We start from the raw sequence: 26150 nt of genomic DNA, 5'->3' as shown, positions 1-26150 counted from the left end.
CCGCTTCCCCGCAGCCGAGTGCGCCAACTACCTCGCCAACTCAGGATATCCACGCCTGATGTGAAAATGCTCTAGCTATGATGCGAAAAATGCGCGGATCCATAACCAACCCCTGCTCCTCTTCCACTCGGATGCGTGCCGCATCCGGATGCACCGGGTTCACCACCACATTCTCATCCCGCCCACCCGTGACCACGGAGGGCACAATCAGCAGCGCCGACCGTCCCTCTCGCAGCCAAGCCCCGCCGAAAGCCTGCGCCACCGAGGTATCGAACGGATTATCCCACCCAGGATGCCGCCCCGGCTCGAACCGCTCCCGCGAAACCTCCTCTGGCACCTCGGCCTCCACATACCGCGCCGCGCTCGGCGGTGATTTCCGGTTGGCGTGGACCAGCACCTCCAACAGACACAGCGCAAAGCTCGTCCCGGTGTAGATCGCGGCCAGGCCGGGCGGATTCCAGCGTTGCCCGAACAGCCGCGCCCCCTCGCCGGACCAGATCGGGTGCGGCCCGGTCACGATGCGCCACAGGCGCATAGGCTAAAGCGCCAGCCCGTATTCCAGCGCGTTCAGCACCGCCTCCGTTCGCCGCGTGCCGAGGTCCGTGCGCGCGGCATCCACCGGGCTGCGCCCCTCCAGCGCCGGATGGGGCGTGGTCATGAAATCCCGCGCCTCGGCCTCCGTCCCCAGGGCGCGGCGCGCATGTACGAACAGCCGGGCCACGCGCTCCGTCCGCTCGCTTTCCTGCGGCGAAAGCTGCGTGGCGCGGCGGTCGAGGGTCGTCTTCGGCACCACGCCGAATTCCAGGCTGGTGGCGCGGGCCTTGTCGCCGCCGGCCAGGGTCTCCGCCACATGCCGCAGCGCCTGCCGCGGCAGCCCGCGCGCCACCGCCTTCTCGATCAGCGCGGCGGAGGGTGAGGGCGCGCGATCCCGCTCCGCCCCCGCCTGCACCACCCGCAGGGTCTCCTCGCCCAGGCGGATGACGAAGTCGCCCCGCCCCGCCGGCGCCTCCCGCCGGAAGGCGATCCCCAGGATCTCGGCCACCGCCTTGGCGTCGTAATTGGCGAGCATGTGCCTGGGCCTCCGTCCAACTGGACCAAAATGGGCGCCCAACTGGTCGAAGGCAAGGAAATCCGCCGCTCAGCCTGGCCGCGGCTTTCCGGAAAGCCCCCGCCCGCTCACCAGCGCCCCCTCCCCGAACCGCGCCCTCACTTTTTGCACCGCCGCCCACCTCTCCGCCCGCCGCACCGAATCCGGATCCGCCAGATCCGGCAAATCCGCCTGGTCCCCCGGCGCCAGCGGCTGCGACCCCACGCCGATCAAGCGAAACGCCGTCCCCGTCGCCTCCTTCGCCAACATCGGCTGCGCCGCCCGGAACAGCATCTCGGGCAGTTTCGTGGGCCGCCCCAGCCGCACCGTCCGCGTGCGGCTTTCGAAATTCGCCGTCTTCAGCTTCAGCACCACCCCCGCCGCCGCCAGCCCCTTTTCGGACAGCCGCCGCCCCAGCTTCTCGCACAGCCGCCACAGCGGCACTTCCAGCTCCGCCAGGCTCCGCAGGTCGGTGTCGAAGGTCGTCTCCGCCGAGATGCTCTTGGTCTCCCGCGCCGGGTCGACCCGGCGCGAATCCTCGCCGCGGGCGCGGGCCACCAGGCCGGGGCCCTCCTCGCCGAAGCGGCGCGCCGCCTCCCGCGCCTCCAGCCCCGCCAGCTGGCCGAGCCGGGTGAAGCCGGCCGCGCCCAGCTTCTTGGCGAAGGCCGGGCCGATGCCGGGCAGCAGGGTCACGGGCTGCTGGGCCAGCCAGTCGGCGGCCTCGGCGCCAAACACGCCAAAGCCGCGCGGCTTGTCCCGCTCCGCCGCCAGCTTGGCCAGCAGCCGGTTGGGCGCCAGGCCGATGGAGACGGTGATGCCGAGCTGCCGTTCCACCGCCCCGGCGAAGCGCGCCAGCACCACGGCCGGCGGGGCGCGGTGCAGCGCCTCGGTGCCCGAGAGGTCCAGCACCGCCTCGTCGATCGACAGCGGCTGCACCAGGGGCGTCAGCGCCTCCATCATCTCCCGCATCGCGCGGGCGACGGCGACGTATTTGGCCATGTCCGGCTTGATGACGACGGCGTCGGGGCAGGCGGCGAGGGCCTTGAACATCGGCATGGCGCTGCGCACGCCGCGGGTGCGGGCCAGGTAGCAGGCGGCCGAGACCACGCCGCGCCGCCCGCCGCCGACGATCACGGGGCGGGCGAGCAGCTCGGGGCGGTCGCGCTTCTCGATGCTGGCGTAGAAGGCGTCGCAATCGATATGGGCGATGGTCAGCGCGAACAGCGCCTCATGCCGGACGATGCGCCGGCCGCCGCAGGCATGGCAGCTCGGCCCCGGCGGGTCGCGCGCCAGGCAGTCACGGCAGAGCGCGGGCATCCGCGGTCACCACAGCCGCGCGGCGCCGAGCACGCCGGAACTGTCGCCGTGCCGGGCCTGGAGGATGGGCGTGGTGCAGGTGTCGGAGAAGACGTGGCGCGGGATCAGCCGGGGCAGCGCCTCATACAGATGCGCCATATTGGACAGGCCGCCGCCGAGCACGATCACCTCCGGGTCCAGCAGGTTGATGACGCCGGCCAGCGCCCGGGCCAGCCGCTCCACATGCCGGTCCAGCGCCGCCTGGGCGCGCACCTCGCCGGCGGCGGCGCGGGCGGGCAGGGTCGAGGCATCGCGCGCCTCGGGACCGTCCGCGTCCCGTGCCAGGGCCGGGCCGCACAGAAAGGTCTCGATGCAGCCGTGCTGGCCGCACCAGCAGGCGGGGCCGGGGAATTCGGAGGGGGTCATCCAGGGCAGGGGGGTATGGCCCCATTCGCCGGCGACGCGGTTGCGCCCCTCCACCAGGCGCCCGTTCACCACCAGCCCGCCGCCCACGCCGGTGCCCAAAATGACGGCGAAGCCGGAGCCGGGATGGTCGTGGAATTCGCTCATCGCCAGGCAATTGGCGTCGTTGGACAGGCGCACCGGGCGGCCGAGCCGGGCCGAGAGGTCATGGCCCAGGGGGCGGCCGTTCAGGAAGGTGGAATTGGCGCCGCGGATCAGGCCGGTGGCCGGGCTTTCGCTGCCCGGGATGCCGCAGCCGACGCGCGCGGCCTCGCCGATTTCGGCCTCGGCGGCTTCCACCATGGCGCCGATCTGCTCGACGGTGGCTTCGTAGGTGGCGGGGGTGGGCAGGCGGCGGCGGAGCCGCAGGGTGCCGCCGGGGTCCAGCGCCGCCACCTCCGTCTTGGTGCCGCCGAGATCGATGCCGATGCGCCAGGTCATGCCCGCAAGGTGGCGCCCGGCGGGGCGCCCCGCAAGCGGCGGCGCTTGCCCTTTCGGCGCCGGGGTGGTGGACTCGGGCGCATGAGCGAGACGCTGCTGGATGTCCAAGGCCTGACCTGCCCGCTGCCGGTGCTGAAGGCGAACAAGGCCCTGCGCGGCCTGCCGGCCGGCGCGCGGCTGGTGGTGCTGGCGACGGACCCGGCCAGCGTGAAGGACTTTCGGGCCTATGCGGCGGAGACCGGGCACGCGCTGGTCGGATTCTCGGAGGAGAAGGGCCTGTTCCGCTTCACGCTGCGCAAGCGCGAAGACCGGCCTGAGGCGCCTGAGGGGCTGGGATAATGAGCGTGCTGCTCTTCACCCACCTGGCCTGCCTGCGCCACGACCCGGGCGAGGGCCATCCGGAATGCCCGGACCGGCTGCGCGCCGTGCTGCGGGCGCTGGATGCCGGCGAATTCCTCGAACTGATCCGCGCCGAGGCGCCTCTGGCCACCGAGGAACAGCTGCGGCGCGTGCATCCGGCGGCCTATGTGGAGGCCATCCTCGGCATCCGCCCGGAGGGTGAGGAGCGTGTCGCGCTGGATGGCGATACGCTGATGAGCGCCGGCAGCGCCGAGGCCGCGCTGCGCGCCGCCGGCGCCGCCGTGGCGGGGGTGGATGCCGTCTGCCGCGGGGAGGTGCGCCGCGTCTTCTGCGCCACCCGCCCCCCCGGCCACCATGCCGAGCCCAACCGCCCCATGGGTTTCTGCCTGTTTGCCAATGCGGCGGTGGCGGCGCGGCATGCCCAGGCGGTGCACGGCCTGACGCGCATCGCGGTGGTGGATTTCGACGTGCACCATGGCAACGGCACCCAGGCCTGCTTCGAGGCCGAGGCCAGCCTCTTCTACGCCAGCAGCCACCAATGGCCGCTCTATCCCGGCACCGGCGATTCGCAGGAAACCGGCGTCGGCAATATCTTCAACGCCAAGCTGCCCCCCGGCGCCGATGGCGCCGCCTTCCGCGCGGCCTGGGAGCGGGAGCTGCTGCCGGCGCTCGATAGCTTCGCGCCGGAATTGATCCTGGTGTCAGCCGGCTTTGACGCCCATGCGCAGGACCCGCTGGCCCAGCTCCGGGTGCGTGAGGCGGATTTCGCCTGGCTGACGGCGGAACTTTGCGCCCTGGCGGATCGTCATTGCGGCGGCAGGCTGGTGAGCCTGCTAGAAGGCGGCTACGACCTGGAGGCGCTTGCACTCTCCACGGCCGCCCATGTCCGCACCCTGATGCGGGCCTGACGCACCCTTGGCGGAGGCGGCGGCCGCCTCATCTTTTTCCTTCCCATGGATGACAAGACTGATGTCAACTCAGCCTGACACGGCAAGGCCCGTCGCCTCCCTCTCCTTCGAGGATGCGCTGACGGAGCTGGAGGGGATCGTGAAGGACCTGGAATCGGGCAAGGGTCGGCTGGAGGAAGCCGTGGCGGCCTATGAACGCGGCGCCGCCCTGCGCCGGCACTGCGAGGCCAAGCTGGCCGAGGCCGAGGCCAAGGTTCAGGCCATCGTCGAATCCAGCCCCGGCACCGCCGGCAGCCTGCGCGATATGGCCTGATGCCGGACAGCGCGCCCCTCTCGCCCCTGCAGGCCGCCCTGGCCCAGGCCGCCGCCGAGATCGATACCGCCCTCGACCAGATCCTGCCGCCGGCGGAAGGGCCGGAGGCACCTCTGCTGGCCGCCATGCGCTATGCCGTGATCGGTGGCGGCAAGCGGCTGCGCGGCTTCCTGGTGCTGGAAGGGGCGCGGCAATTCGGCGTCTCCCGCCAGGCGGCGCTGCGCGTCGCCGCCTCCATCGAGATGCTGCACGCCTATTCCCTGGTGCATGACGACCTGCCGGCCATGGACGACGACGACCTGCGCCGCGGCAAGCCCACGCTGCACAAGGCCTTCGACGAGGCCACCGCGATCATCGCCGGCGATGCCCTGCAGACCATGGCCTTCGGCGTGCTGGCGGAGGAGGAAACCCATGCCGACCCCGCCGTGCGGGTGGAGCTGGTGCGCTGCCTGGCCCGCTCCGCCGGGGCGCGGGGCATGTGCGGCGGGCAGATGCTGGACATGCTGGCCGAGGCCGCGGCCGAGCCGCTGGACGAGGTGCAGGTCGGCCGGCTGCAGCTGCTGAAGACCGGCCGGCTGATCGAATTCTCGGCCGAGGCCGGCGCCATCCTCGGCAAGGCCCCGTCCGCCCAGCGCAATGCCCTGGCGGCCTATGGGCGGGATATCGGCGCCGCCTTCCAGATCGCGGATGATCTATTGGACGCGACCGCCAGCGCGGCGGAAACCGGCAAGCGCACCGGCAAGGACGCGGCCGCCGGCAAGGCCACGCTGCTCGGCCTGCTGGGGCTGGAGCGGGCCCGCATGCAGGCGGAACGGCTGGTGGCCCAGGCGCAGGACCATCTGAACAGTTTCGGCGAAGGCGCCGAACTGCTGCGCGACCTGGCCACCTACACCATCGAGAGGAAGAGCTGACAACCATGGCGCCCCCCGTGACTCCCCTGCTCGATCGGGTCCGTGTTCCGGCCGATCTCCGCAACTTCTCGGGGGAGCAGCTGAAGCAGCTGGCGCAGGAGCTGCGGGCGGAGACGATCGATGCCGTCAGTCAGACCGGCGGGCATCTCGGCGCCTCGCTCGGCGTGGTGGAGCTGACTGTCGCGGTGCATGCGGTCTTCGAGACGCCGCGTGACCGGCTGATCTGGGACGTCGGCCACCAGGCCTATCCGCACAAGATCCTGACCGGCCGGCGCGAGCGCATCCGCACCCTACGGCAGGAAGGCGGGCTTTCGGGATTCACCCGGCGGGCGGAGAGTGACTACGACCCCTTCGGCGCGGCGCATTCCTCCACCTCCATCTCCGCCGGCCTCGGCATGGCCATGGCCCGCGACCTGAAGGGCGACGACCGGCATGTCATCGCCGTGATCGGCGATGGCTCCATGTCCGCCGGCATGGCCTATGAGGCGATGAACAATGCCGGCGCGACCCGCGCCCGGCTGATCGTCATCCTGAACGACAACGACATGTCGATCGCGCCCCCGGTGGGCGCCATGTCCGCCTATCTGTCGCGGCTGATCTCCTCCCGCCCCTTCCTGTCGCTGCGCGACGTGATGGGGCGCCTCGCCAAGCGCTTCCCGCGCCCGATCGAGCGCACGGCGCGGCGGGCGGAGGAATTCGCCCGTGGCCTGCTGACCGGCGGCACGCTGTTCGAGGAGCTGGGCTTCTACTACGTCGGCCCGATCGACGGCCACGACCTGGACCACCTGCTGCCCGTGCTGCGCAACCTGCGCGATGCGGAGGAGGACCAGCCGATCCTGCTGCATGTCGTGACGCAGAAGGGCAAGGGCTATGCCCCCGCCGAGGCCAGCGCCGACAAGTATCACGGCGTCCAGAAGTTCAACGTCATCACCGGCGAGCAGGCCAAGGCCCCCCCCGGCCCCCCCAGCTACACCAAGGTTTTTTCGAATGCCCTGATCGCGGAGGCGGAGGTGGATGAGCGCATCGTCTCCATCAATGCTGCGATGCCGGCCGGCACCGGGCTCGACGCCTTCGCGAAGAAATTCCCGAAGCGCTGCTTCGACGTGGGCATCGCGGAACAGCACGCCGTCACCTGCGCGGCCGGCATGGCGACGGAGGGGCTGAAGCCCTTCGTGGCGATCTATTCCACCTTCCTGCAGCGCGCCTATGACCAGGTGGTGCATGACGTGGCGCTGCAATCCCTGCCGGTGCGCTTCGCCATGGACCGCGCCGGATTGGTGGGGGCAGACGGTGCGACCCATGCCGGCAGCTTCGACATCGCCTATCTCGGCTGCCTGCCGAACATGGTGCTGATGGCCGCCGCCGACGAAGTCGAGCTGATGCACATGGTGGCCACCGCCGCGCAGATCGACGACCGTCCCAGCGCCTTCCGCTATCCGCGCGGCGAGGGCCTCGGCCTGGCGCTGCCTTCGCGCGGCACGCCGCTCGAGATCGGGCGGGGCCGGGTGCTGCGGGAAGGCACGGCCGTGGCCATCCTGTCCTATGGCACCCGCCTGGCCGAATGCCTGAAGGCGGCGGAGGAGCTGGCGGCGCAGGGCCTGTCCTGCACCGTCGCCGATGCCCGCTTCGCCAAGCCGCTGGACACCGCGCTGGTGGAGCGCCTGGCGAAGAACCATGAGGTGATGATCACCATCGAGGAAGGCTCGGTCGGCGGCTTCGGCAGCCTCGTCGCGCATCACCTGGCCTGGAAGGGACTGCTGGACGGGCAGACGAAGTTCCGCCCGATGGTGCTGCCCGATACCTTCATCGACCATGCCGCGCCGAAGGTGCAGTACGATCAGGCCGGGCTCAATGCGCGGCATATCGTGGCGACGGCGCGGGCGGCGCTCGGCATGGCGGAGGCCAAGGCCCAGCCGGCGCGCGCCTGATGCACGACCAGCCACGGCCTGCCGCCTGATGGGGGCCACTCCGAAGCAGCGGGCGGACCAGGCGCTGGTGGATCGCGGCCTGGTGGAAAGCCGCAGCCGCGCCCAGGCGCTGATCCTGGCCGGCAAGGTCTTTTCAGGCGAGGCTCGGGTCACCAAGGCCGGCGACCCGATCAAGGAGGGCCAGCCGCTGGAAGTGCGCGGCCAGGATCATCCCTGGGTCTCCCGCGGCGGGGTGAAGCTGGCGCATGCGCTGGCGCATTTCGGGCTGGATTGCGCGGGCCTGACCGCGCTGGATGTCGGCGCTTCCACCGGCGGTTTCTCGGACGTGCTGCTGCATCATGGCGCGGCCCGGGTCTATGCCGTGGATGTCGGCCATGGACAGCTGGCCTGGAAGCTGCGGAACGACCCGCGCGTGGTGGTGATGGAGCGGACCAATGCCCGCTACCTGGACGCCACCATGATCCCGGAGCCGCCGGACGCGGTGGTCTGCGACGCCAGCTTCATCGGCCTGCGCACGGTGCTGCCCTCCGCCCTGGGCCTGGTCAGACCCGGCGGCTGGGCCGTGGCACTCATAAAACCGCAATTCGAGGTGGGGCCCGCGGTGGCCAAGGGCGGCGTGGTGCGCGATGCGCGGGTGCATGACAGCGTCTGCGCCGGCATCCGCCACTGGTGGGGCGAATTGCCCGGCTGGCGCGTACTGGGGGTGGAGGCGAGCCCGCTGCTGGGCCCGGAGGGCAACCGCGAATTCCTGATCGCGGCGCGTCGCGAGGGTTGAGCGCGCTGCGCCCTGGCGTCAGGCCGCGCGGGGCGCCTGGGTGGTCGGCATGGTCTGCCGGCGGATCTCCGCCAGCAGGGACCAGACCTTGTGCGGATCCATCCGGGTCTCCGGGTCGTTCAGCAGGCGGTCCAGCTCGGCGATCTTGAGATCGATTTCACGATCGGTCATTGGGGCATTCCTGCACAGGGCCACGGCCTATCGCACCGCAGCATCTTGGCAGGAACGTGCAGCAGCAGCCCGCGGTTGCGTAGCAAAACCGTATCACATTCCCGCGATATCCGTCCCGAAGCGTAACAAGTCGCTCTGGGTGAGACAAGCCGGCCGGGAATCCCTCAGGCCGCGCCCCGGATGATGATCTGGGCCAGCTCCTCCGCGCGCAGCGACCCGTCCGGCAGGGCGACGGGCCTGTCCGCCACCTTGCGGCCGCCCTTCAGCACGACAACCCGCTGCGCCACCGCTACCACATCGCCCATGGCGTGGCTGACCAGGATCACGGTGCGGCCTTCCGCATGCAGCCGGCGGATCAGGTCCAGCACCTGGGCCGTCTCCTTCACGCCGAGCGCCGCGGTGGGCTCGTCCATGATGATGATGCGGGCGTCCCAGCGCAGGGCCCGGCAGATGGCGACTGCCTGGCGCTGGCCGCCGGAGAGGCGCTCCACCGGCGTGTCCATGTCCTCGATGGTCACCGCCAGGCGGGCTAGGTAGCCCCGGCTGGCCTCCGCCATGCGCCGCTTGTCGAGCAGGCGGAAGGGCGGGCGGGTAAGCTCGGACCCCAAAAAGACGTTCTGCCAGATGGACAGGCGCGGCGCGACGGCGAGGTCCTGGTAGATGGTGGCCACCCCGCGGCGCAGCGCATCCTGCGGCCCCCGGAACTGCGTCGCGTCGCCATCCAGCGCCATGGTCCCCTCGGTAGGGAGTTGTGCGCCCGCCAAAATCTTCACCAGGCTGGACTTGCCGGCGCCGTTGTCGCCGCAGAGCGCCAGCACCTCCCCCTCTGTCACATCGAGGTCGATGCCGGCCAGGGCCTGCACCGCGCCGTAGCGCATGCCGATGCCGCGGAGGGAGAGCAGCGCCATCTCAGAGGAACTGGCGGACGTTGTTGCCATCCACCAGCACCGAATCGAGGAAGAGGTAGGGGCCGGAGGCCATCACGCCCTTCGGTTCGTTCTTGAGGACGATGCGGTCCACCGCCTCCACCGCCTTGTTGCCCATCTCCTCGAAGGGGATGGTGACGGTGGCCATCAGCGTGCTCGCCGGGTCCGCGATGCGGCGATAGGTCTCGGCGCCGCCATCGATCGAGACGAACTTGATGTCGCCCTTCTTCACGCCGCGGGCCTGCAGCAGGTCGTCGATGACGAAGGCCTGGCCGTCGAAGCTGGCCCAGATGCCCTGGGTATTCGCGGCGTGGCGCAGCAGCAGGCCGGAAAAACCCTGGCGGACGTCATCGCGCCAGGAGGCGGTGCGCGCCATGGTATGGGTGCCGAGCACGCGCACGCCGGTATTCTCGGACAGCACGGCATCCAGCACCTTGCCGCGGATGCGGGTGCCGACATTGCCCTCGAAACGCTGGGTCAGGATGGCGCCCTGGTAGCCGAGCTCGCCCAGCAGCCAGAGCGCGGCATCGGCGCCGACCTTGTATTCGTTCACCTGGATATCGAAGACCGTGTGCGGGGAGGCGCCGGCCATGATGGTGATGACCGGGATGCCCGCCGCCTTGGCGCGCTGGAACTGCGCCTCCGCCTCCACCGGCTTGCCCATGGCGACGATGATGGCCTTGGGGCGGCGCTGGATCAGCGTGTCGAGCTGCTCGGCATGGCGCGGCAGGGCGCCCTCGCTGTTCAGCACCGTGGCGGTCCAGCCCTTGGCGCGGGCGGCCGCGGCGGCGGCATTGGCGGCGCGGGCGTGGGTCTCGCTGCTCATCTGGAAGCCGACGATGGCGATGTCCGTGCCGGCCTGGGCGAGCGCGGGTGCCGCCAGCAGCGTGGCGCCGGCGAGCAGGACGCCGCGGCGTGTGGTGTCGATCATGGTCATGTCCCTGCCCGAAAGTTCAGCTTCTTCACGAAGGGCGCGCGGCCCATGCCGGCGGCCGAGAGGGCCACGGAGCCCAGGATGATCGCGCCCAGAACGATGTCCTGCCAGTAGTATTCGGCCCCCAGCAGCACGAGCCCATTGCCCAGTACCTTGAGCGTCAGCGCCGCAAAGAGCGTGCCCGGGATATTCGGCCGCCCCGGCTCGAACATGCACATGCCGAGCAGCACCGCGGCGATGGCGTAGAGGAAATGATCGTTCGCCATGCCCGGCGCGGCGGAGGAGAGCGAGGAGGCGAGCAGCACCGCCGTCAGCCCCGCGCAGGCGCCGGCCAAGGTCAGCGCGAGGCGCTTCATCGAAAGCGTCCGGATGCCGGCGAGCCGTGCCGCCTCATCGGCCTCGCCGGTTGCCACCAGATGCGCGCCGAGGCGGGTCCATTTCACCAGCACCCAGGCGGCGAGCCCGACGCCGCCGAGCCACCAGACCAGGTTGGGCAGGCCGAGCCAGCTGCCGCGCGCCAGGCCGGTGAAGCTGGCGGGCCAGCGGCCGACGAAGGCGACGCCCTGGGTCAGCATGAAGCCCAGACCCTTGGCGATGGCCGCGGTGCCGAGCGTCGCGATCAGCGATGGCACCCGCAGCACCGTGACCGCGATGCCATTGGCCGCGCCGCAGGCGGTGCCCACGGCCAGTCCGGCGCAGATGGCGATCCAGGGCGCGTGCCCGCCATGCACCAGCGCGCCGGTGACCACTGCCGCCAGCGAGGCGACCTCGGCCACGGACAGGTCGATCTCGGCGGTGACCAGCGCCAGGGTGAAGCCAATGGCCAGAATGCCGAGGAAGGCGGTTTCCTTGAAGACCACGGCCATATTGCCGGCCGTCAGGAACACCGGCGAGGCCAGGGCGAAGCCGCAGAACAGCGCGATACCGGCCAGCGCCGCCCCATAGCGTGTCAGAAAGCCCGTCATCCCGCCCCCACGATCCGGCGTCATCCTCGGCGGCGGGCCGCGCGCGTCAAGCCAGGGCGCGCGAGATGGGCGCGACGGCGGCCTCGGCGGCCTGGAAGATCGCGTGCAGCCGCGTCGCCTCCGCATGCCGCGCCGCGTCGGGCAGGATGCGCGCGGCGGGGCGGGCGAGCTGGTCCTGCATCGCCGCAAGCCCCGTCCCCTCCAGCGCGGCAAAGGCGACGATGGCGCAGCCGAGCAGGCCGGGCTCCGGCGTGGCGGGCAGCAGCACGGGCCGGCCGAGGACATCCGCGCGCAGCTGCGCCCAGCCCGGCGTGGCGCCGCCGCCGCCGAGATGCAGCGCGACCGCCTGGCGTCCCGCGGTGGCCTCCGCGCGGTCCAGCACCGTGCGGTTGTTGAAGGCGATGCCCTGCATGACCGCGCGGGCCATGTCGGCGGCCGTATGGTCGCGGCGCAGTCCCAGGAATGCGCCGCGGAGGTCCGGGTCCCAATGCGGCACGCGTTCGCCGGCGAGCGTCGGCAGGAAGAGCAGCGGGATGGGGCTTTGGGGCGGCGGGTCGCCACGTCCCACATCGATGCCGAGGCCCGCCAGCCACACCAGCGCATCGGCGCCGTGCTGGCTGGGGCCGCCGATCTGGAACAGCCCGTCCCAGTCCACCGTCAGCAGGCCGGGGGCCGTGGCGGGGCTGTGGTGCAGCAGGCCCAGCACCTCCGTGGTGCCGGAGATGCAATAGGCATGGCCACCCCTTAGCGCGCCGAGGCCGGCGACGGCGGCCCAGGTGTCGTTCGCCATGGATAGCACCGGCACCGGGCCGAGACCCTCGATCGCACCGGGCTGCACCGGGCCCAGGATCTCGGTCGGCCGCAGAAGCTCGGGCAGCAGCGGTTTCGGCAGAAGATCCGCGCTGGCCGCCAGCCGCGCCGATGAGACGCGGTCGGAGGCCATGCGCCCGGTCAGCCGCAAATTGAGAAAATCCTTGGGCTCCAGCACGGCGACGCTGCGGGCCAGGGCGGCGGGGTCCTGCTCTGCCAGCCAGGCGAGGCGGGCCAGAGGGTGGAAGGCGTTCACCTGCGGGCGCTCGGGATGCGCCTCCGGCAGGCGGTCCAGAAGCGTGGGCACCGCGGCCGCGGCGCGCGCATCGGTGAAGAGCAGGGCCGGGCGGGTGGGGCGGCCCTCGGCATCGACCAGCACCAGGGACCGGGTGAAGGCGCTGACCGCCACCGCCGCGATTCTTCCGAACGCCGCCGGATGTTCCCGCCGCAGTGCCGCGGCAGCGGTTCGAAAAGCGTCCCACCAGGCCTCGGCATCCGCCTCCACGCCCAGGCTGTGGCGCGTGCTGTGCAGGGCACGGATCGCGCCGTCGCGGCCCAGAAGCGCGACGCGCAGGCTGGAGCCGCCGAGATCGACGGCGAGGATGCAGGTTACGGCGAGGATGCAGGTTTTCGCGGGATCGGGCATGGCGGCGGACCATCCGCCGCGCCGCCACGCCCGGCAAGCCACCCCCGGTCTTGTTGCCCCGGTCTTGTTGCACTGCAACCCGCGGCCCTACTCTCGGCCGATGCCCGACCCGACTCCCATCGGGCTGGCCGCGCTGGAAGCGCAGCTGGCCCGCGACCTCGCCTTGCTGAACCTGCCACCCAAACCCTGGGTGCCCGAACCACCGCCCGGGGTGCTGGATGTGGTGGTGCTGGGCGCCGGCCTGTCCGGCCTCTGCGCCGCCGCCGCGCTGCGCTTTTTGGGCATCGACCGCCTGCTGGTGCTGGACCGCGCGCCGGCGGGGCAGGAGGGGCCCTGGGTGACCACGGCGCGCATGCGCACCCTGCGCACGGCGAAGGAGGTGGCGGGGCCGGCCCTCGGCGTGCCTTCGCTCACCTTCCGGGCCTGGTTCGAGGCGCAGTTCGGCGCGGCCGCCTGGCAGGAAATGGTGCGCATCCCGCGCGGCCAGTGGATGGACTACATGGTCTGGTACCGCCGCGTGCTGGACCTGCCGGTGCGCAACGGCGTCGATGTGGTGGACATCGAGCCCGACCATGACGGCCTGGTGCGGCTGACGCTGGCGGAGGGTGCGCCGGTGCTGGCACGGCGCCTGGTGCTGGCCACCGGCATCGACGGTCTGGGCGGCCCCGGCGTGCCCGCCGTGCTGCGCGACCTGCCCCGAAACCTCTGGGCGCATTCCTCCGACGAGATCGACATGGCGGCGCTGGCCGGCAAGCGCGTCGGCGTGGTCGGCGCCGGCGCCTCCGCCATGGACAATGCGGCGAGCGCGCTGGAGGCCGGCGCGGCCAGCGTCGACCTGCTGATCCGCCGCGCCGAGATGCCGCGCGTGGACAAGTTCACGGGCATCGGCAGCAAGGGCATGTCGCACGGCTTCCTGGGGCTGCCGATGGAGGACAAGTGGCGCTTCTTCCGGCTGGCGAATGCGGCGCAACTGCCGGCGCCGCGGCCGAGCGTGCTGCGGGTGTCGCGGCACGCGAATGCACGCTTCCACTTCGCCAGTCCGATCCTGTCCGCGCGCGAGCAGGACGGCGCGCTGCGCGTCGCCACGCCGCGCTTCGCGCTGACGCTCGATTTCCTGATCCTCGCGACGGGTTTCGACATCGACCCCGCGCGGCGGCCGGAGCTGCGCCGCATCGCGCCGCACATCCGCCGCTGGTCGGACAGCTACACGCCGCCGGCGGAGGAGGCCGATGCCATGCTCGGCACCTCGCCAGATCTCGCCCCGGGCTTCGAATTTCAGCAGCGCATACCGGGCGCCTGCCCGGGGCTGGAGCGCATCGCCTGCTTCGCCTTTCCGGCGGTGCTGACGCATGGCAAGCTGACCAGCGGCATCCCCTCCGTCAGCGATGGTGCGCGACGGCTGGCGGAGGCCATGGCGCGCAGCCTCTTCGTCGAGGACCGCGCGAAGATCTACGCCAAATTCGAAGCCTACGACACGCCTGAACTGCTCGGCGACGAGTGGACGCCTTTTGACGGAAAGTTCGACGATGCAGCCGCCTGAGATCCTCGCCTTCTTCGGCATCTCCAGCCCTTGGGCCTATTTCGGGGCGCCGCGGCTCTATGAGATCGCGCGCCGGCATGGCGCAAAGCTGGTGCTGCGGCCGATCCGGGTGATCGAGGCCAATGGCGGCATCCCGCTGCGCACGCGCGCCCAGGCGCGGCAGGACTATCACGCGCTGGAGCTCGACCGCTGGCGCAAGTTTTTGGGCATGCCGCTGCAGCTCGTGCCGAAATTCTACCCCTGCCGCACCATCGAGACGGCGGCCCAGGCGGTGATCGCGGTGCAGGAAGCAGGGCTGGATGCGCAGGGCTTTTGCTTCGCCGTGCAGCGCGCCCTCTGGGCCGAGGATCGCGACATCGCAGACCTGGACACGCTGCGCGCGATCGCGTGCGCCACGGTGGGGGAGGCCGGCGTGGCCCTGATGCGCGACCCCGCCCTGCCGCAGCATGTCGCCGCCTGGAACGCGAATCTCGCCGAGGCCGAGTCCCGAAAAATTTTCGGGACGCCGACCTATGTCTTCCGCGACGAGCTCTTCTGGGGCCAGGACCGGCTCGACTTCCTCGATCGGGCGCTGTCCGCATGACCGGGCTGGCGCACGAAAATCCGGAGATCATGGCGCGCGCCAATGCGCTGCATGCGCGCGCCGTGGTCTTCGACGGGCTGTCGACCTGCAACTGGTCGCGCACCATCTTCTCCGAAATGGCGGCGGGCGGCGTCACCGCGGTGAATGCGGCCTCCGTGCTGTGGGAGGATCTGCGCGGCGGCCTCGACAACATTCTGGCCTGGCGTCGGATGCTGGAGGAGAATGCGGATCTGTTGCGGCCCGTGAAGACCGTGGCGGACATCCACGCGGCGAAGGCGGAGGGCCGCACCGGCATCAGCATCGGCTGGCAGAACACCTCGCCCATCGAGGACCGGCTGCAGGATATCGGGCTGTTCAAGGATCTCGGCGTCGGGATCATGCAGCTGACCTACAACACCCAGAACTATTCGGGCGCCGGCTATCTCGAACTGAACGATTCCGGCCTGACCGGCTTCGGGCGGGAGGTGGTGCATGAGATGAATCGTGCCGGCGTGCTCTGCGACCTGTCGCATGTCGGCGAGAAGACGGCCTTCGACACCATCGCAACCTCCCGTCAGCCGGTCTGCATCAGCCATGTGCTGCCGCGCGCGCTGCACGACGTGGCGCGCAACAAGACCGATGCGCTGCTGGCCGCCTGCGCCGCCCGCGGCGGATTGATCGGGGTCAGCCTGTTCTCGCCCGGCCTGGCGCGCGGCAATGACTCCACCGTCGAGGATTATATCGACGCCATGGCGCATGTGATCGCGCTGGTGGGCGAGGATCACGTCGGCCTCGGCTGCGACTTCAGCCTGGACCATCCGCGGCCCGGCCCCTACCAGGTCTATGCCAGCCGTGACAAAGGCCATGCGCGGGAGCTGACCGAATACGCGAATGCCAAGATCAGCAAGCCGCTCGGCATCCGCCGCATCCACGAAATGCCGCATATCACCGCGGCGATGGTCCGGCGCGGCTGGTCGGAGGAGACCATCCTGAAGCTTCTGGGCGGCAACTGGCTGCGGCTGCTGGAGCGGGTCTGGGGTGGCTGAGTCGAACGCCGAATCGCATGTGCTGGCCGCGACCGAGGACGGCATCCGCATCCTCACGCTCAACCGCCCGCAGCGGCTGAACGCCTGGGACGCGCCGATGCGCGCGCGGCTGCTGCGCCTGATGGCGGAGGCGGCGGCGGATGCGGCGGTGCAGGCCCTGGTGCTGACCGGCACCGGTGACCGCGCCTTCTGCGCCGGCCAGGACCTGCACGAGGGCAAGACCCTGGATGCCGCGCGCGCCGCGGCCTGGATCGAGGACTGGCGCGCGCTATACGGCGCCGTGCGGGCTTTCGAGAAGCCCGTGGTCTGCGCGCTGAACGGCCTGGCCGCGGGCTCCGGCTTCCAGGTCGCGCTGCTCTGCGACATCCGCATCGGCCATGCGGGGTCCAGCATGGGCCAGCCGGAGATCAATGCCGGCATCGTCAGCGCCACCGGCTTCTGGATCATCCGGGAGATGCTGGGCCTGTCGCGTGCCACCGAGATGGTGCTGACCGGCCGCATGGTGCCCGCGGAGGAATGCCACCGCCTCGGCCTGCTGCACCAGCTGGTGCCGGCGGAGGAGGTGCGCGCCACAGCGCTGCGTTCGGCGCGGGACCTGGCAGCCAAGCCAGGGCTCGCCTTCCGTCTGAACAAGGCGCGGATGCGGGAGGTGACGCAGCCCGGCTTCGAGGAGGCCTTCGCCGCCGCCCGCCGCCTGCACGCGGAAGCCTTCGGCGATGGCGGCACGCAGCAGGCGATGCAGCGCTTCCTGGACCGTTCGCAGGACCAGTCCTAGGCTGGGCCTACCGTCCGGAGGTTCCGCCGATGCGCCGCCTGCCCCTGCTGCTCGCCAGCCTTGCCCTCGCCTGGCCCGCCGTGGCGCAGGAGGCGCGGATCGCGATCCAGACCGAGACCTCCTCGCTCGATCCGCATTTCGCGCTGGTCGGCGCCAACCAGGCCGTGGCGCGGCATATCTTCGAGCCGCTGGTCGGCTCCGATCGCGACCTGAAGCCGGTGCCGGGGCTGACGGAATTCTCCAACCCCGAGCCGGATGTCTGGGAATTCCGCATCCGCCCCGATGCGCGCTTTCATGACGGAACGCCGGTGACCGCGGAGGATATCCGCTTCTCGCTGGAGCGCATGCCGCGCGTGCCGAACAGCCCGGCACCCCTCATCCGCCTGGCCGGCAGCGTGACCGCCATCGAGATCGTGGATGCGCACACCATCCGGCTGCGCTCGCGGGGTCCTGATCCCTCCATCCCGCTGAATGCGATGACGGCCTGGATCGTCTCCGCCCGCGTGGCGGCGGATGCGACGACGGCGGATTTCAACAGCGGCCGCGCCACCATCGGCTCCGGCCCCTGGCGCTTCGTGGAATGGCAGCGGGGCCAGGCGCTGCGGCTGGCGCGCAACGACGGCTATTGGGGCGAGAAGCCCGCCTTCGCCACGGCGACCATCCGCCCGGTGGCGAACGACACCGCGCGCATGGCGGCGCTGCTCGCCGGCGATGCGGACCTGATCGAGGCGGTGCCGCCCGGCGAGATCGCGCGCCTGCGGTCGCGGCCGGAGCTGCGCGTCACGGCATCGCCTTCCTCCCGCATGATCTATATCGGGCTCGATCAGGCGAACGACCCCTCGCCCTTCGTCACGGCGCGGGATGGCAGCGCGCTCGCGGCCAATCCGCTGAAGGATGTGCGGGTGCGCCAGGCGCTGTCGCTCGGCATCAACCGCGCCGCCATCGTGGAACGCGTGCTGGCCGGCGCGGCGCGTCCCACGGGCCAGCTGGCGGTGCAGGGGCAGGTGGGCTTCGATCCGGACCTGCCGGTGCCGGAGTTCGACGTGGCGGCGGCGCGCCGCCTGCTGGCGGAGGCGGGTTTTCCGAATGGCTTCCGCATCACGCTGCATGCGCCGAACAACCGTTATGTGGAGGATGACAAGACGGCGCAGGCGGTGGCGCAGTTCTGGGCGCGCATCGGGCTGGATGCGCGGGTGGAGGTGATGCCCTCCAACGTCTTCTTCACCCGCGCCGGTCGGCGCGAATTCTCGGCCTTCCTGATCGGCTTCGGCCATACCACCGGCGATGCCTGGCTCGGCATGTCCCAGGTGCTGCAAAGCTACGATGCGCAGCGCGGCATCGGCGGGCTGAACCGCGGGCGCTATTCCAGCCCAGGCTTCGATGCGGCGATGGAGGCGGCGCGCGGCGTGATGGAGGGCGGGCGGCGCGATGCGCTGCTGCGCCAGGCGCAGCAGATCGCGGCGCGGGAGGTGGGCATCATCCCGCTGCATTTCCCGGACAATGTCTGGGCGCATCGCGCGACTTTCACCTATGCCGGCGGCGTGGAGGAAAGCACGCTGGCCCATCACCTGGCGCCGGTGCGCTGATGCGCCGCCTGGAAGCCATGGTGCCGCTGCGCGACGGCGTGCGGCTAGCCACTGACGCCTATCTGCCGCAGGGCGAGGGCCCCTGGCCCGTGATCCTGGAACGCACGCCCTATGGCAAGCGCGAGGTCTCCCGCTCCGAGCGCACGGCGGCCGATCCGAAGCCGCAGCCGCGCGAGGCGATCGCGGCCTACTTCGTCCAGCACGGCTATGCGGTGGTCTACCAGGACTGCCGCGGGCGCTACGGCAGCGAGGGCGAGTTCGTCAAATACTTGTCTGATGGCGAGGACGGATACGACTGCTGCGCCTGGATCATGGCCCAGGACTGGTGCAATGGCCGCATCGGCACCATGGGCCTCAGCTATGCCGCGCATACCCAGGCCTCGCTGGGCTGCCTGGATCCGCCGGGGCTCGCCGTGCAGATCCTGGATTCGGGCGGCTTTTCCGATGCCTGGCAGGGCGGCATCCGCCGCGGTGGCGCCTTTGAGCTGAAGCAGGCGAGCTGGGCCTTCAACCAGGCGCTGCTGGCGCCGGAGACCAGGGCCGATCCCGTGCGCGCCGCGGCGCTGGCGGCGGAGGATCTGGTGGCGTGGTTTCATCGCTTCCCCTGGAAGCGCGGCCATTCGCCCGTGCGCCACGCGCCGGATTACGAGGACTACCTCTTCGAGCAATTGGAGCACGGCGCGCGCGACGAATTCTGGCAGCGCCTCGGCATCTTTGCGAAGGGCTGGCATGACCGCTACGCGGCGGTGCCCACCGTGCACATGTCCTCCTGGTACGACCCCTATCCGCGCACCGCGGTCGAGAACTACTGCGGGCTGCGCGATGCGGGGCGCGGCCGGCCGAGTCTGATCCTCGGGCCCTGGACGCATGGCAATCGCAGCCAGACCGCCTTTGGCGAAGTTGAGTTCGGCCCGGAGGCCACCATCGATTCCTGGGCCGGCGACTGGCGCGCCTTCCGCCTGCGCATCTTCGACCGCTGGCTGAAGGATGTGCGGAACGGGGTGGAGGCGGAGCCGCCGGTGCGCGTTTTCGTCATGGGCGGCGGCAGCGGCCGGCGCAGCGAAAAGGGCCTGCTGGACCATGGCGGACGCTGGCGCAACGGGGCCGACTGGCCGCTGCCCGGCACGCGCATCGTGCCCTTCCACCTGCATGGCGACGGCCTTCTGGCGGAGCAGGCACCCGCGGTGAATGCCGCGCCGCTGTCCTGGGATTCGGATCCGCGCCATCCGGTGCCCACCATCGGCGGCGCCATCACCTCGATGGAGCCCGTCATCACCGGCGGGCCGATGGACCAGCGGGAGCGGGAGGGGCTGTTCGGCTGCCGCCCGCCCTATCTGCCGCTCGCCTCCCGCGCCGATGTTCTGGTCTTCCAGACCCCGCCCCTGGAACAGGATGTGGAGGTGATCGGGCCGGTCACCGCGGAGCTCTGGATCGCGACCGATGCGCCGGATACCGACATCACGGCCAAGCTGATCGATGTGCATCCGGCCAGCGCGGACTATCCGCAGGGCTTCGCCATGAACCTCTGCGAGGGCATCCTGCGCTGCCGCTACCGCGGCGACCCCGCCCGGCCGTCCTGGATGCCGCATCGGGAGCCGACGGCCATCACGGTGGAGCTGTTTCCCACCGCGAACCGCTTCCTGGCCGGGCACCGCATCCGCCTGGATATCGCGGCCAGCGAATTCCCGCATTACGACGTGAACCCGCAGACCGGGGAGCCGGAGGGGGCGGCGCGGCGGATGCGGCTGGCGGTGAACACGCTCTTCGTGGATGAAGAACACCCCTCCCGCCTGCTGCTGCCGCTGGCGCCGCCCGAAGACGGGTGATGCCGCACCGCGCCGGCCGCGATGCGCTGGACAGAATGCCGGCGCCCTGGGCATCCTCCGGCCCTGCCAAGACAGGGAACCAAGGCACAATGATCTTCACCCGCAATCGCGCCGCGCTGCTCGGCGCGCTGGCGCTGGGCGCGCTGCTGGCCGGAGGGGTGGTGGGGGCGCCGACGGCGCCGGCCCAGGCCAGCACCTTCACCTGGGCCACCGCCAACGACATTTTGGGGCTCGACCCGCACGCCAATAACCACGGCGTGACCAATACCATGAAGTCCAATGTCTATGAGCCGCTGGTGCGGCGCGAGCCGGATGGGTCGCTCTCCGCCTCGCTGGCCGAGCGCTGGGAGATGACCTCCCCCACCACCTGGCGCTTCCACCTGCGCCGCGGCGTGAAGTTCCATGGCGGGGAGCCCTTCACCGCGGCGGATGTCGTGCATTCCGTGGAGCGGGTGCGGCAGAACGACATGGCCTATGTCGTGCAGTCCGTCACCGCGGCGCGCGCGATCGACGATCATACGGTGGAATTCGAGACGCGCGGGCCGAACCCGATCCTGCTGCAGGACCTGACGCTGTTCTTCATCACCTCCAAGGCCTGGATCGAGGCGAACAACGCCATGGCCGTGGCGCGCGCCGGCCAGCCCGGCGCCACCAGCACCTTCGTGCAGTTGAACGCCAATGGCACCGGCCCCTTCCGGGTGACGGAGCGCCTGGCCGATGAGCGCACCGTGCTGGTGCCGAATCCGGATTGGTGGGACCGCGCGCAGCACGGAATCACCCGCGCCGTCTTCCGCCCCGTGGCCAGCGCGCCCACCCGCGTCGCCGCGATCCTGTCGCGTGAGCTGGATGCGATGTACCACGTGCCGCTGCAGGATGTGCAGCGCGTGTCCCAGGCGCAGGGCATCCGCCTGATCCAGGGCCCGACGGCGCGCAGCATCTACTTCGCCTTCGACGTGAACCGCGCCGAGAACCTGGATGCGCCGGGCACGCCGAACCCGCTGCGCGACGTGCGCGTGCGCCGCGCCATGTACCAGGCGATCGACATGGGCACGATCACCCGCGTGATCCTGCGCAATTCCACCGTCGCCGCCGGCCTGCCCGTGGGCACCGCGATCAGCGGCTTCGTCGAGCAGTACAACCAGCGCCTGCCCTTCGATGCCGCCGCGGCGCGGCGCCTGCTGGCGGAGGCCGGCTATCCGAACGGCTTTCCCCTGACTGTGAGCTGCCCGAACAACCGCTATGTGAATGACGAGGCGATCTGCCAGGCGGCCGTCGGCATGCTGCAGCGCGTCGGCATCCAGGCGCGGCTGGACGCGATCCCGTTCGGCCGCTTCCTGCAGCGCGGCGCGAACAAGGAATACATGTTCTACATGCTGGGCTGGACGCCCGGGAACTTCGACATCACGAACCCTGGGCGCGAGCTGCTGGGCGAGGGGTCCTTCAACTGGGGCGGTTTTGCGGATGAGCGGATGGCGACCCTGCTGAGCCAGATCCAGGTGGAGACCGACCAGGCGAAGCGGCAGGAGCTGGCGGGGCAGTACTGGGCGCGCTTCCAGGAACTGCTGCCGATGATCCCGCTGCACCAGGAACCGCAGATCTTCGCGGTGCGCGACACCGTGGCGGAACTGCCGCTGCGGGCGAATGAGGATCTGGAACTGCGCCACGTCCGCATGCGGCGCTGATCCGGCCCGGACGTCCGTGCAAGGCCCGCACCCGCAAGGGGCGGGCCTTTTTCCTGCCTGTTTCACCTGTTTCGCGCCGCGCCGCTTTGTCTTGCGGCGCCCTCGGCCCGGCGCCCACCCTCTGGCCACCCGAGGGGGACATCGCCATGCCCATCCGTCCGACCTTTCCCGGCGTCTATGTGCAGGAGGTGGCCGCCCCCGGCATCGCCCCCGCCATCGCCGGCGTCGCGACCTCGGTCGCCGCCTTTGTGGACGCCTTCGGGCGCGGCCCGCTGGATGTGCCGCTGAGGCTGGCGGGCATGCCGGATCTGCAGCGCGAATTCGGCGGGCTGCACCCGGGCAGCCCGGGCAGCTACGCGCTGCGCCAGTTCTTTGCCAATGGCGGCACGCAGGCCCTCGGCCTTCGCGTGGCCGAGGGCGCCGTGGCGGCCAGCGCCCTTCTGCCGGGGCGGCTGCGCGCCACCGCCGGGCGGCAGGTCGAGGGCCGCAGCCTTCCGGACCCCGGCTCCTGGGGCAATGCGCTGGAGCTGCAGGTGGATCCCGAGGGCCCGGAGCAGTTCAGCCTGACCATCCGCGAGGGCGCGGGCCAGGGGCCGGCGCGGCAGCAGGAGGTGTTTCGCGAGCTGACGCTGGCGCCGGGCGCGCCGCGTGATGCGGTGGCGGTGGTCAATGCCGGGTCCCGCCTGGTGCAGCTGGCGCGCGAAAGCCCTGCCGCGGATGCGCTGTTGGCGGCGGGCCCGGCCGTCTACCGCCTGTCCGGCGGGCAGGATGGCACCCTGCCGGTGCCCGCGGCCGCGCTGCTCGGCGATGCCGCGGCCCGGACCGGGTTGCAGGCGCTGGCGGATGGGCCGCCCTTCGGCCTGCTCTGCCTGCCGCGCGCGGCGGATCTGCCGGGGGATGCGATGCGCGCCGTCCTTGCCGCCGCCACGCGCCTCTGCGAAGGGCGGCGCGCCATGCTGCTGGTGGACCTGCCGGGGGCGGTCGCGGATGCCGCCGGTGCCGTGGCCTGGATGCAGGCGCATGAGGCGCTGCGCCATCCCAATGCGGCAGCCTATTTCCCGCGCATCCAGGTGGCGGATCCGCTGGCGGGCGGCCTGCCGCGCAGCCTCGCGCCCTCCGGCACCATCGCCGGCCTCCATGCGCGCTTCGAGGCGCAGCACGGGGTCTGGAAGGCGCCGGCGGGGGGCGAGGCGCGGCTGGAGCAGGCGAACGGCCTCGACCTGCTGCTGACGGATCGCGAGACATCGGTGCTGAATCCGCTCGGCCTCAATGTCCTGCGGGCCTTTCCGACCCTTGGCCTGGTCTGCTGGGGCAGCCGCACCCTGGCCGGTGGCGATGCCGCGGCCTCGGAATTCAAATACGTTCCGGTGCGGCGCCTGGCCCTGTTCCTGGAGCGGAGCCTGCTGGAGGGCCTGGCCTGGACGGTCTTCGAGCAGAATGACGCGCGGCTCTGGGACCGCATCCGGCAGGCCGCCGAGAGCTTCCTGCAAAGCCTGTTCCGCCAGGGCGCCTTCCAGGGCGCCACGCCGCGCGAGGCCTTCTTCAACCGATGCGACGCGACCACGACGACGCCGCAGGACATCGCCCAGGGTCGGGTGAACCTGGTGCTGGGTTTCGCCCCGCTGCGGCCTGCGGAATTCATCCTGCTGCGCCTCGCGCTGCGCGCGGGCGCGCCCTGACCCGCCGGGCGGTTGCGCGCCTGCCGGCGGCCCGCCACGATGACGGACCCAGGGGGAGAAGACGCCATGAAGGGCCAGACCATTCCGCAAGGCTCCGTTGCATGAGCGGCGCCATCGCCGAGGCCTCCGCCGCGCTGGTGGCGCTGCTGCGGGACAGGCTGCCGGACCAGCCGGTCATGCTCTCCCCTGCCGAGGGGGCGGAGGGTGTCTCGCTCCGGCTGCTGCATCTGCGACCGGATGCGCGCCACGCCAATCGCCCGCTGGGCTTCGACCCCCAGGGCAGCCGCGCCCAGCGCCCGGAGCTGGGGCTGGAGCTGATCTACCTGCTGACAGCCGAGCATGGGGAGGAGATGGCGGCGCAGACCGCGCTGGGGGCCGCGCTCGCCGTGCTGCATGCGGCCCCGGTGCTGGAGACGCCGTCCGGCGCCCGGCTCGGCCTCGCGCTGCTCTCCGCGCCACTGGCGGAGATGGCCGTGGCCTGGACGGCGCTGCGCGCGACGCTGCGCTGCGGCGCGCTGGTTGCCGTCTCCGGCGTCGAACTGAAACCCTGAGTCAGCCCGGCGCCGCCAGCCCCCCATGCGCGGCGGACCAGGCGAAGGGGTCGGCCAGGTAGCGGCGCAGCTCCGCCAGCGCCGCGGGCGGCAGGGTGCCGCGCGCCTCGGCCTCCGGCAGCACGTCCTCCCAGGTGGCCAGGGCGAAGAGCCGGGCGCCGATATCGGCGATATCGGTGACCACCCGGTCGAAGATGCCCCATTTGAACAGCACGAAGATGGTCGTCACCTCCGCTCCCGCGCGGGTCAGGGCGCGGGAATAGCCGGCCTTGCTGCGGCCATCGGTGGTGACGTCGGAGACCAGCAGCGTGCGCGCACCGGGCTTCAGCGCGCCCTCGATATGCGCGTCGGCGCCAAAACCCTGCGGTCGCTTTCGCACCGTGACGAAGGGCAGATGAAAGCGTTCGGCCAGCATGGCGCCGATGGCGATGCCGCCCTGTTCGGTGGCCGCCACCGCGTCGAACCCGTCGAAGCCGATCTCGGCCAGGATCCGCTCCTCCGCCCCCGCCAGCAGGGCGCGGCGGGCCAGCGGGAAGGACAGCGCGCGCGGCATGTCGAGATAGGCGGGGCTGGCCCAGCCGGAGGAGAGCATGAAGGGCCGGTCCGGCCGCAGCAGGATGCTGCCCGTGTCCAGCAGGATGCGCGCCGTGCGGCGGCCGATGGCCTGTTCCCCCGTCATCGCCCCACCGCCTCCGCGCCCTGCAGCAGCAGCGCCTGCAGCACCGCGGCGCCTTCGAGAAAATCGTCCATCTCCATGGCCTCATGCGGGTTGTGGCTGCCGTGCTCGTTGCGGATGAAGACCATGGCGCTGGGCACGCCCGCATTGGCGAAGATCGCTGCGTCATGGCCGGCGCCGCTGGCCAGCACCTCATGCGCCAGGCCACCCGCGGTGCAGAGGCGCTGCGCCAGCGCCAGCAGCCGCGCATCCATCACCGCCGGCGGCGTGCGCACGGCGGGGCCGAGCTCGATCTTCACGCGGCGTTCGCGCGCGACCTCGGCGGCCTCGGATTCGGCGAGTTCGAGGAAATCCTGCAGCGTGGCCTCGGATTCGCTGCGGTATTCCAGGGTGAAGCGCACCTCCCCCGGCACGCGCGTCATGGCGTGTTCGCGGGGGTCGGTGGTGAAGATTCCGAAAGTCATCACCAGGTCCTCGCCGCGTTCCAGCAGGGTGCGCCAGCTGGCATCCAGCCGCATGGCGAGGTCCGCCGCCCCCAGCACCGCATCCCGCCGCAGCCAGCGCGGCACCGCGCCGGAATGCGCGGCCTCGCCCAGGCAGCGCGCCGCCGGGTGCCGGAAATTGCCGCGGATGCCGGAGACAAGGCCCACCGGCACGCCGCGCGCCACCATCACCGGCCCCTGCTCGATATGCAGCTCCACGAAATGCGAAATGGTCGCGGGGTCCAGCAGCCGGGTGCCCGCCGCGATGGTCGCGACCTCCGCGCCTTCGCCCGCCATCGCCTCGCGCAGCTTGCGCGAGGAATCCTGCAGGCAGGGCAGGTCGAGCCATTTCGGATCGAAGCCGCCGAACAGGGCGGAGGAGCCGAGATAGGGGCGGCCATACCAGGCGCTTTCCTCGCCGCGCATCACCAGCAGCAGCAGCGTGCGCGGCCGCGGCCCGGCGCGCTGCGCCGCCAGCAGCGCCAGCAGCCCGGCGATGACGCCCGCCGCGCCGTCGAAATTGCCGCCCTGCGGCACGCTGTCCAGATGCGAGCCGCAGGCGGCAGCGGGCAGCCTGGGGTCGGTGCCCGGCAGGCTGATGCGCAGATTGGCCGCCGCGTCCCATGCGGTGGTGAGGCCGGCCTGGCGGGCCAGGGCCGCCACCCGCCGCATCGCCGCCGTCTCGCCGGCGCCATAGGTCTCGCGCGTGATGCCGACCCCGTCGTGATGCGCGGCGCGGAGGTCTTCGAACAGGCGCGCGGCGAGCTCTGCCAAATCGGGGGCGATGCGATCCATGCCATTGTCCATGGGGG

General features: G+C 71.3%; 26 protein-coding genes. 15 read left to right on the top strand and 11 right to left on the bottom strand.

Going from position 1 to position 26150, the window contains the following annotated elements; genetic code table 11:
- Positions 1-40: 40 nt before the first annotated feature.
- The 4 genes from ACTIF1_RS24165 to ACTIF1_RS24150 form a co-directional block, all read right to left on the bottom strand.
- Positions 41-535 carry an RES family NAD+ phosphorylase gene (locus ACTIF1_RS24165; protein WP_439599014.1) on the bottom strand — a complete coding sequence of 165 codons (495 nt, stop codon included), beginning with the start codon at positions 533-535 and terminating at the stop codon, positions 41-43.
- A 3-nt stretch (positions 536-538) separates the two neighbouring features.
- The gene (locus ACTIF1_RS24160; protein WP_439599013.1) at positions 539-1069 is read right to left on the bottom strand and encodes an antitoxin Xre/MbcA/ParS toxin-binding domain-containing protein; all 531 of its coding nucleotides are present in this window, start codon (positions 1067-1069) and stop codon (positions 539-541) included.
- Positions 1070-1138: 69 nt separating this feature from the next.
- Complete coding sequence (locus tag ACTIF1_RS24155; RefSeq protein WP_439599012.1) at positions 1139-2404, bottom strand: DNA polymerase IV; 1266 nt, start codon at positions 2402-2404, stop codon at positions 1139-1141.
- 6 nt (positions 2405-2410) lie between these two features.
- Entirely contained in the window at positions 2411-3286 is an 876-nt protein-coding gene (locus ACTIF1_RS24150; protein ID WP_439599011.1) for an ROK family protein, read from the bottom strand.
- An 81-nt stretch (positions 3287-3367) separates the two neighbouring features.
- Between ACTIF1_RS24150 and ACTIF1_RS24145 the strand changes: the two genes are divergently transcribed.
- The 6 genes from ACTIF1_RS24145 to ACTIF1_RS24120 all read left to right on the top strand — a co-directional run bounded on the left by ACTIF1_RS24145 (position 3368) and on the right by ACTIF1_RS24120 (position 8481).
- Positions 3368-3625: a sulfurtransferase TusA family protein gene (locus tag ACTIF1_RS24145; protein ID WP_439599010.1), complete on the top strand. Its 258-nt coding sequence runs from the start codon at positions 3368-3370 to the stop codon at positions 3623-3625.
- Positions 3625-4554: a histone deacetylase family protein gene (locus ACTIF1_RS24140; protein ID WP_439599009.1), complete on the top strand. Its 930-nt coding sequence runs from the start codon at positions 3625-3627 to the stop codon at positions 4552-4554. The genes ACTIF1_RS24145 and ACTIF1_RS24140 overlap by 1 nt, the downstream gene beginning before the upstream one ends.
- A 61-nt stretch (positions 4555-4615) precedes the next feature.
- On the top strand, positions 4616-4867 hold the full coding sequence (locus ACTIF1_RS24135; protein WP_439599008.1) for an exodeoxyribonuclease VII small subunit: 252 nt from the start codon (positions 4616-4618) through the stop codon (positions 4865-4867).
- Positions 4867-5778, top strand: a complete 912-nt coding sequence (locus ACTIF1_RS24130; protein WP_439599007.1) for a polyprenyl synthetase family protein — start codon at positions 4867-4869, stop codon at positions 5776-5778. Before ACTIF1_RS24135 ends, ACTIF1_RS24130 begins: the two co-directional genes overlap by 1 nt.
- Positions 5779-5783: 5 nt before the next feature.
- Complete coding sequence (dxs, locus tag ACTIF1_RS24125) at positions 5784-7706, top strand: 1-deoxy-D-xylulose-5-phosphate synthase (RefSeq protein ID WP_439599006.1); 1923 nt, start codon at positions 5784-5786, stop codon at positions 7704-7706.
- 28 nt (positions 7707-7734) lie between these two features.
- Entirely contained in the window at positions 7735-8481 is a 747-nt protein-coding gene (locus tag ACTIF1_RS24120) for a TlyA family RNA methyltransferase (RefSeq protein WP_439599005.1), read from the top strand.
- 18 nt (positions 8482-8499) lie between these two features.
- Here ACTIF1_RS24120 and ACTIF1_RS24115 read toward each other — a convergent pair whose 3' ends face one another.
- The 5 genes from ACTIF1_RS24115 to ACTIF1_RS24095 form a co-directional block, all read right to left on the bottom strand.
- The gene (locus ACTIF1_RS24115; protein WP_439599004.1) at positions 8500-8652 is read right to left on the bottom strand and encodes a peptide chain release factor 1; all 153 of its coding nucleotides are present in this window, start codon (positions 8650-8652) and stop codon (positions 8500-8502) included.
- Between the two features lie 164 nt (positions 8653-8816).
- The gene (locus tag ACTIF1_RS24110) at positions 8817-9560 is read right to left on the bottom strand and encodes an ATP-binding cassette domain-containing protein (protein WP_439599003.1); all 744 of its coding nucleotides are present in this window, start codon (positions 9558-9560) and stop codon (positions 8817-8819) included.
- 1 nt (position 9561) lies between these two features.
- The gene (locus tag ACTIF1_RS24105; protein WP_439599002.1) at positions 9562-10509 is read right to left on the bottom strand and encodes a sugar ABC transporter substrate-binding protein; all 948 of its coding nucleotides are present in this window, start codon (positions 10507-10509) and stop codon (positions 9562-9564) included.
- Positions 10510-10511: 2 nt separating this feature from the next.
- Positions 10512-11477 (bottom strand): ABC transporter permease, encoded by a 966-nt coding sequence (locus ACTIF1_RS24100; protein WP_439599001.1) that lies wholly within the window; start codon positions 11475-11477, stop codon positions 10512-10514.
- 46 nt (positions 11478-11523) lie between these two features.
- Positions 11524-12933, bottom strand: a complete 1410-nt coding sequence (locus tag ACTIF1_RS24095; protein WP_439599000.1) for a xylulokinase — start codon at positions 12931-12933, stop codon at positions 11524-11526.
- 100 nt (positions 12934-13033) lie between these two features.
- Here ACTIF1_RS24095 and ACTIF1_RS24090 point away from each other — a divergent pair, with 100 nt between their 5' ends.
- The 9 genes from ACTIF1_RS24090 to ACTIF1_RS24050 all read left to right on the top strand — a co-directional run bounded on the left by ACTIF1_RS24090 (position 13034) and on the right by ACTIF1_RS24050 (position 24180).
- Positions 13034-14473: an NAD(P)-binding domain-containing protein gene (locus tag ACTIF1_RS24090; protein ID WP_439598999.1), complete on the top strand. Its 1440-nt coding sequence runs from the start codon at positions 13034-13036 to the stop codon at positions 14471-14473.
- Positions 14460-15056 (top strand): 2-hydroxychromene-2-carboxylate isomerase, encoded by a 597-nt coding sequence (locus tag ACTIF1_RS24085; protein ID WP_439598998.1) that lies wholly within the window; start codon positions 14460-14462, stop codon positions 15054-15056. Before ACTIF1_RS24090 ends, ACTIF1_RS24085 begins: the two co-directional genes overlap by 14 nt.
- On the top strand, positions 15053-16081 hold the full coding sequence (locus tag ACTIF1_RS24080; RefSeq protein WP_439598997.1) for a membrane dipeptidase: 1029 nt from the start codon (positions 15053-15055) through the stop codon (positions 16079-16081). The genes ACTIF1_RS24085 and ACTIF1_RS24080 overlap by 4 nt, the downstream gene beginning before the upstream one ends.
- A complete protein-coding gene (locus ACTIF1_RS24075; protein ID WP_439598996.1) occupies positions 16074-16856 on the top strand; it encodes an enoyl-CoA hydratase/isomerase family protein in 783 nt (260 codons plus the stop codon). Before ACTIF1_RS24080 ends, ACTIF1_RS24075 begins: the two co-directional genes overlap by 8 nt.
- Before the next feature lie 29 nt (positions 16857-16885).
- Entirely contained in the window at positions 16886-18442 is a 1557-nt protein-coding gene (locus ACTIF1_RS24070) for an ABC transporter substrate-binding protein (protein ID WP_439598995.1), read from the top strand.
- Positions 18442-20268, top strand: a complete 1827-nt coding sequence (locus tag ACTIF1_RS24065; protein ID WP_439598994.1) for a CocE/NonD family hydrolase — start codon at positions 18442-18444, stop codon at positions 20266-20268. The genes ACTIF1_RS24070 and ACTIF1_RS24065 overlap by 1 nt, the downstream gene beginning before the upstream one ends.
- Positions 20269-20357: 89 nt before the next feature.
- On the top strand, positions 20358-21950 hold the full coding sequence (locus tag ACTIF1_RS24060) for an ABC transporter substrate-binding protein (RefSeq protein WP_439598993.1): 1593 nt from the start codon (positions 20358-20360) through the stop codon (positions 21948-21950).
- Between the two features lie 146 nt (positions 21951-22096).
- Positions 22097-23629: a phage tail sheath family protein gene (locus tag ACTIF1_RS24055; protein WP_439598992.1), complete on the top strand. Its 1533-nt coding sequence runs from the start codon at positions 22097-22099 to the stop codon at positions 23627-23629.
- Positions 23630-23730: 101 nt separating this feature from the next.
- A complete protein-coding gene (locus ACTIF1_RS24050) occupies positions 23731-24180 on the top strand; it encodes a Pvc16 family protein (protein WP_439598991.1) in 450 nt (149 codons plus the stop codon).
- Position 24181: 1 nt separating this feature from the next.
- On the opposite strand, the gene ACTIF1_RS24045 is transcribed toward ACTIF1_RS24050, so the two are convergent.
- Both ACTIF1_RS24045 and ACTIF1_RS24040 read right to left on the bottom strand, forming a co-directional pair.
- Entirely contained in the window at positions 24182-24859 is a 678-nt protein-coding gene (locus ACTIF1_RS24045; protein WP_439598990.1) for an orotate phosphoribosyltransferase, read from the bottom strand.
- Positions 24856-26133, bottom strand: a complete 1278-nt coding sequence (locus ACTIF1_RS24040; protein ID WP_439598989.1) for a Zn-dependent hydrolase — start codon at positions 26131-26133, stop codon at positions 24856-24858. Before ACTIF1_RS24040 ends, ACTIF1_RS24045 begins: the two co-directional genes overlap by 4 nt.
- Positions 26134-26150: the final 17 nt, after the last annotated feature.

This window comes from Falsiroseomonas sp. (genome assembly GCF_051860665.1).
GTDB lineage: Bacteria > Pseudomonadota > Alphaproteobacteria > Acetobacterales > Acetobacteraceae > Falsiroseomonas.
The sequence above is the reverse complement of the archived record's forward strand: the minus strand, read 5'-3'. Positions and strand labels throughout refer to the sequence as shown.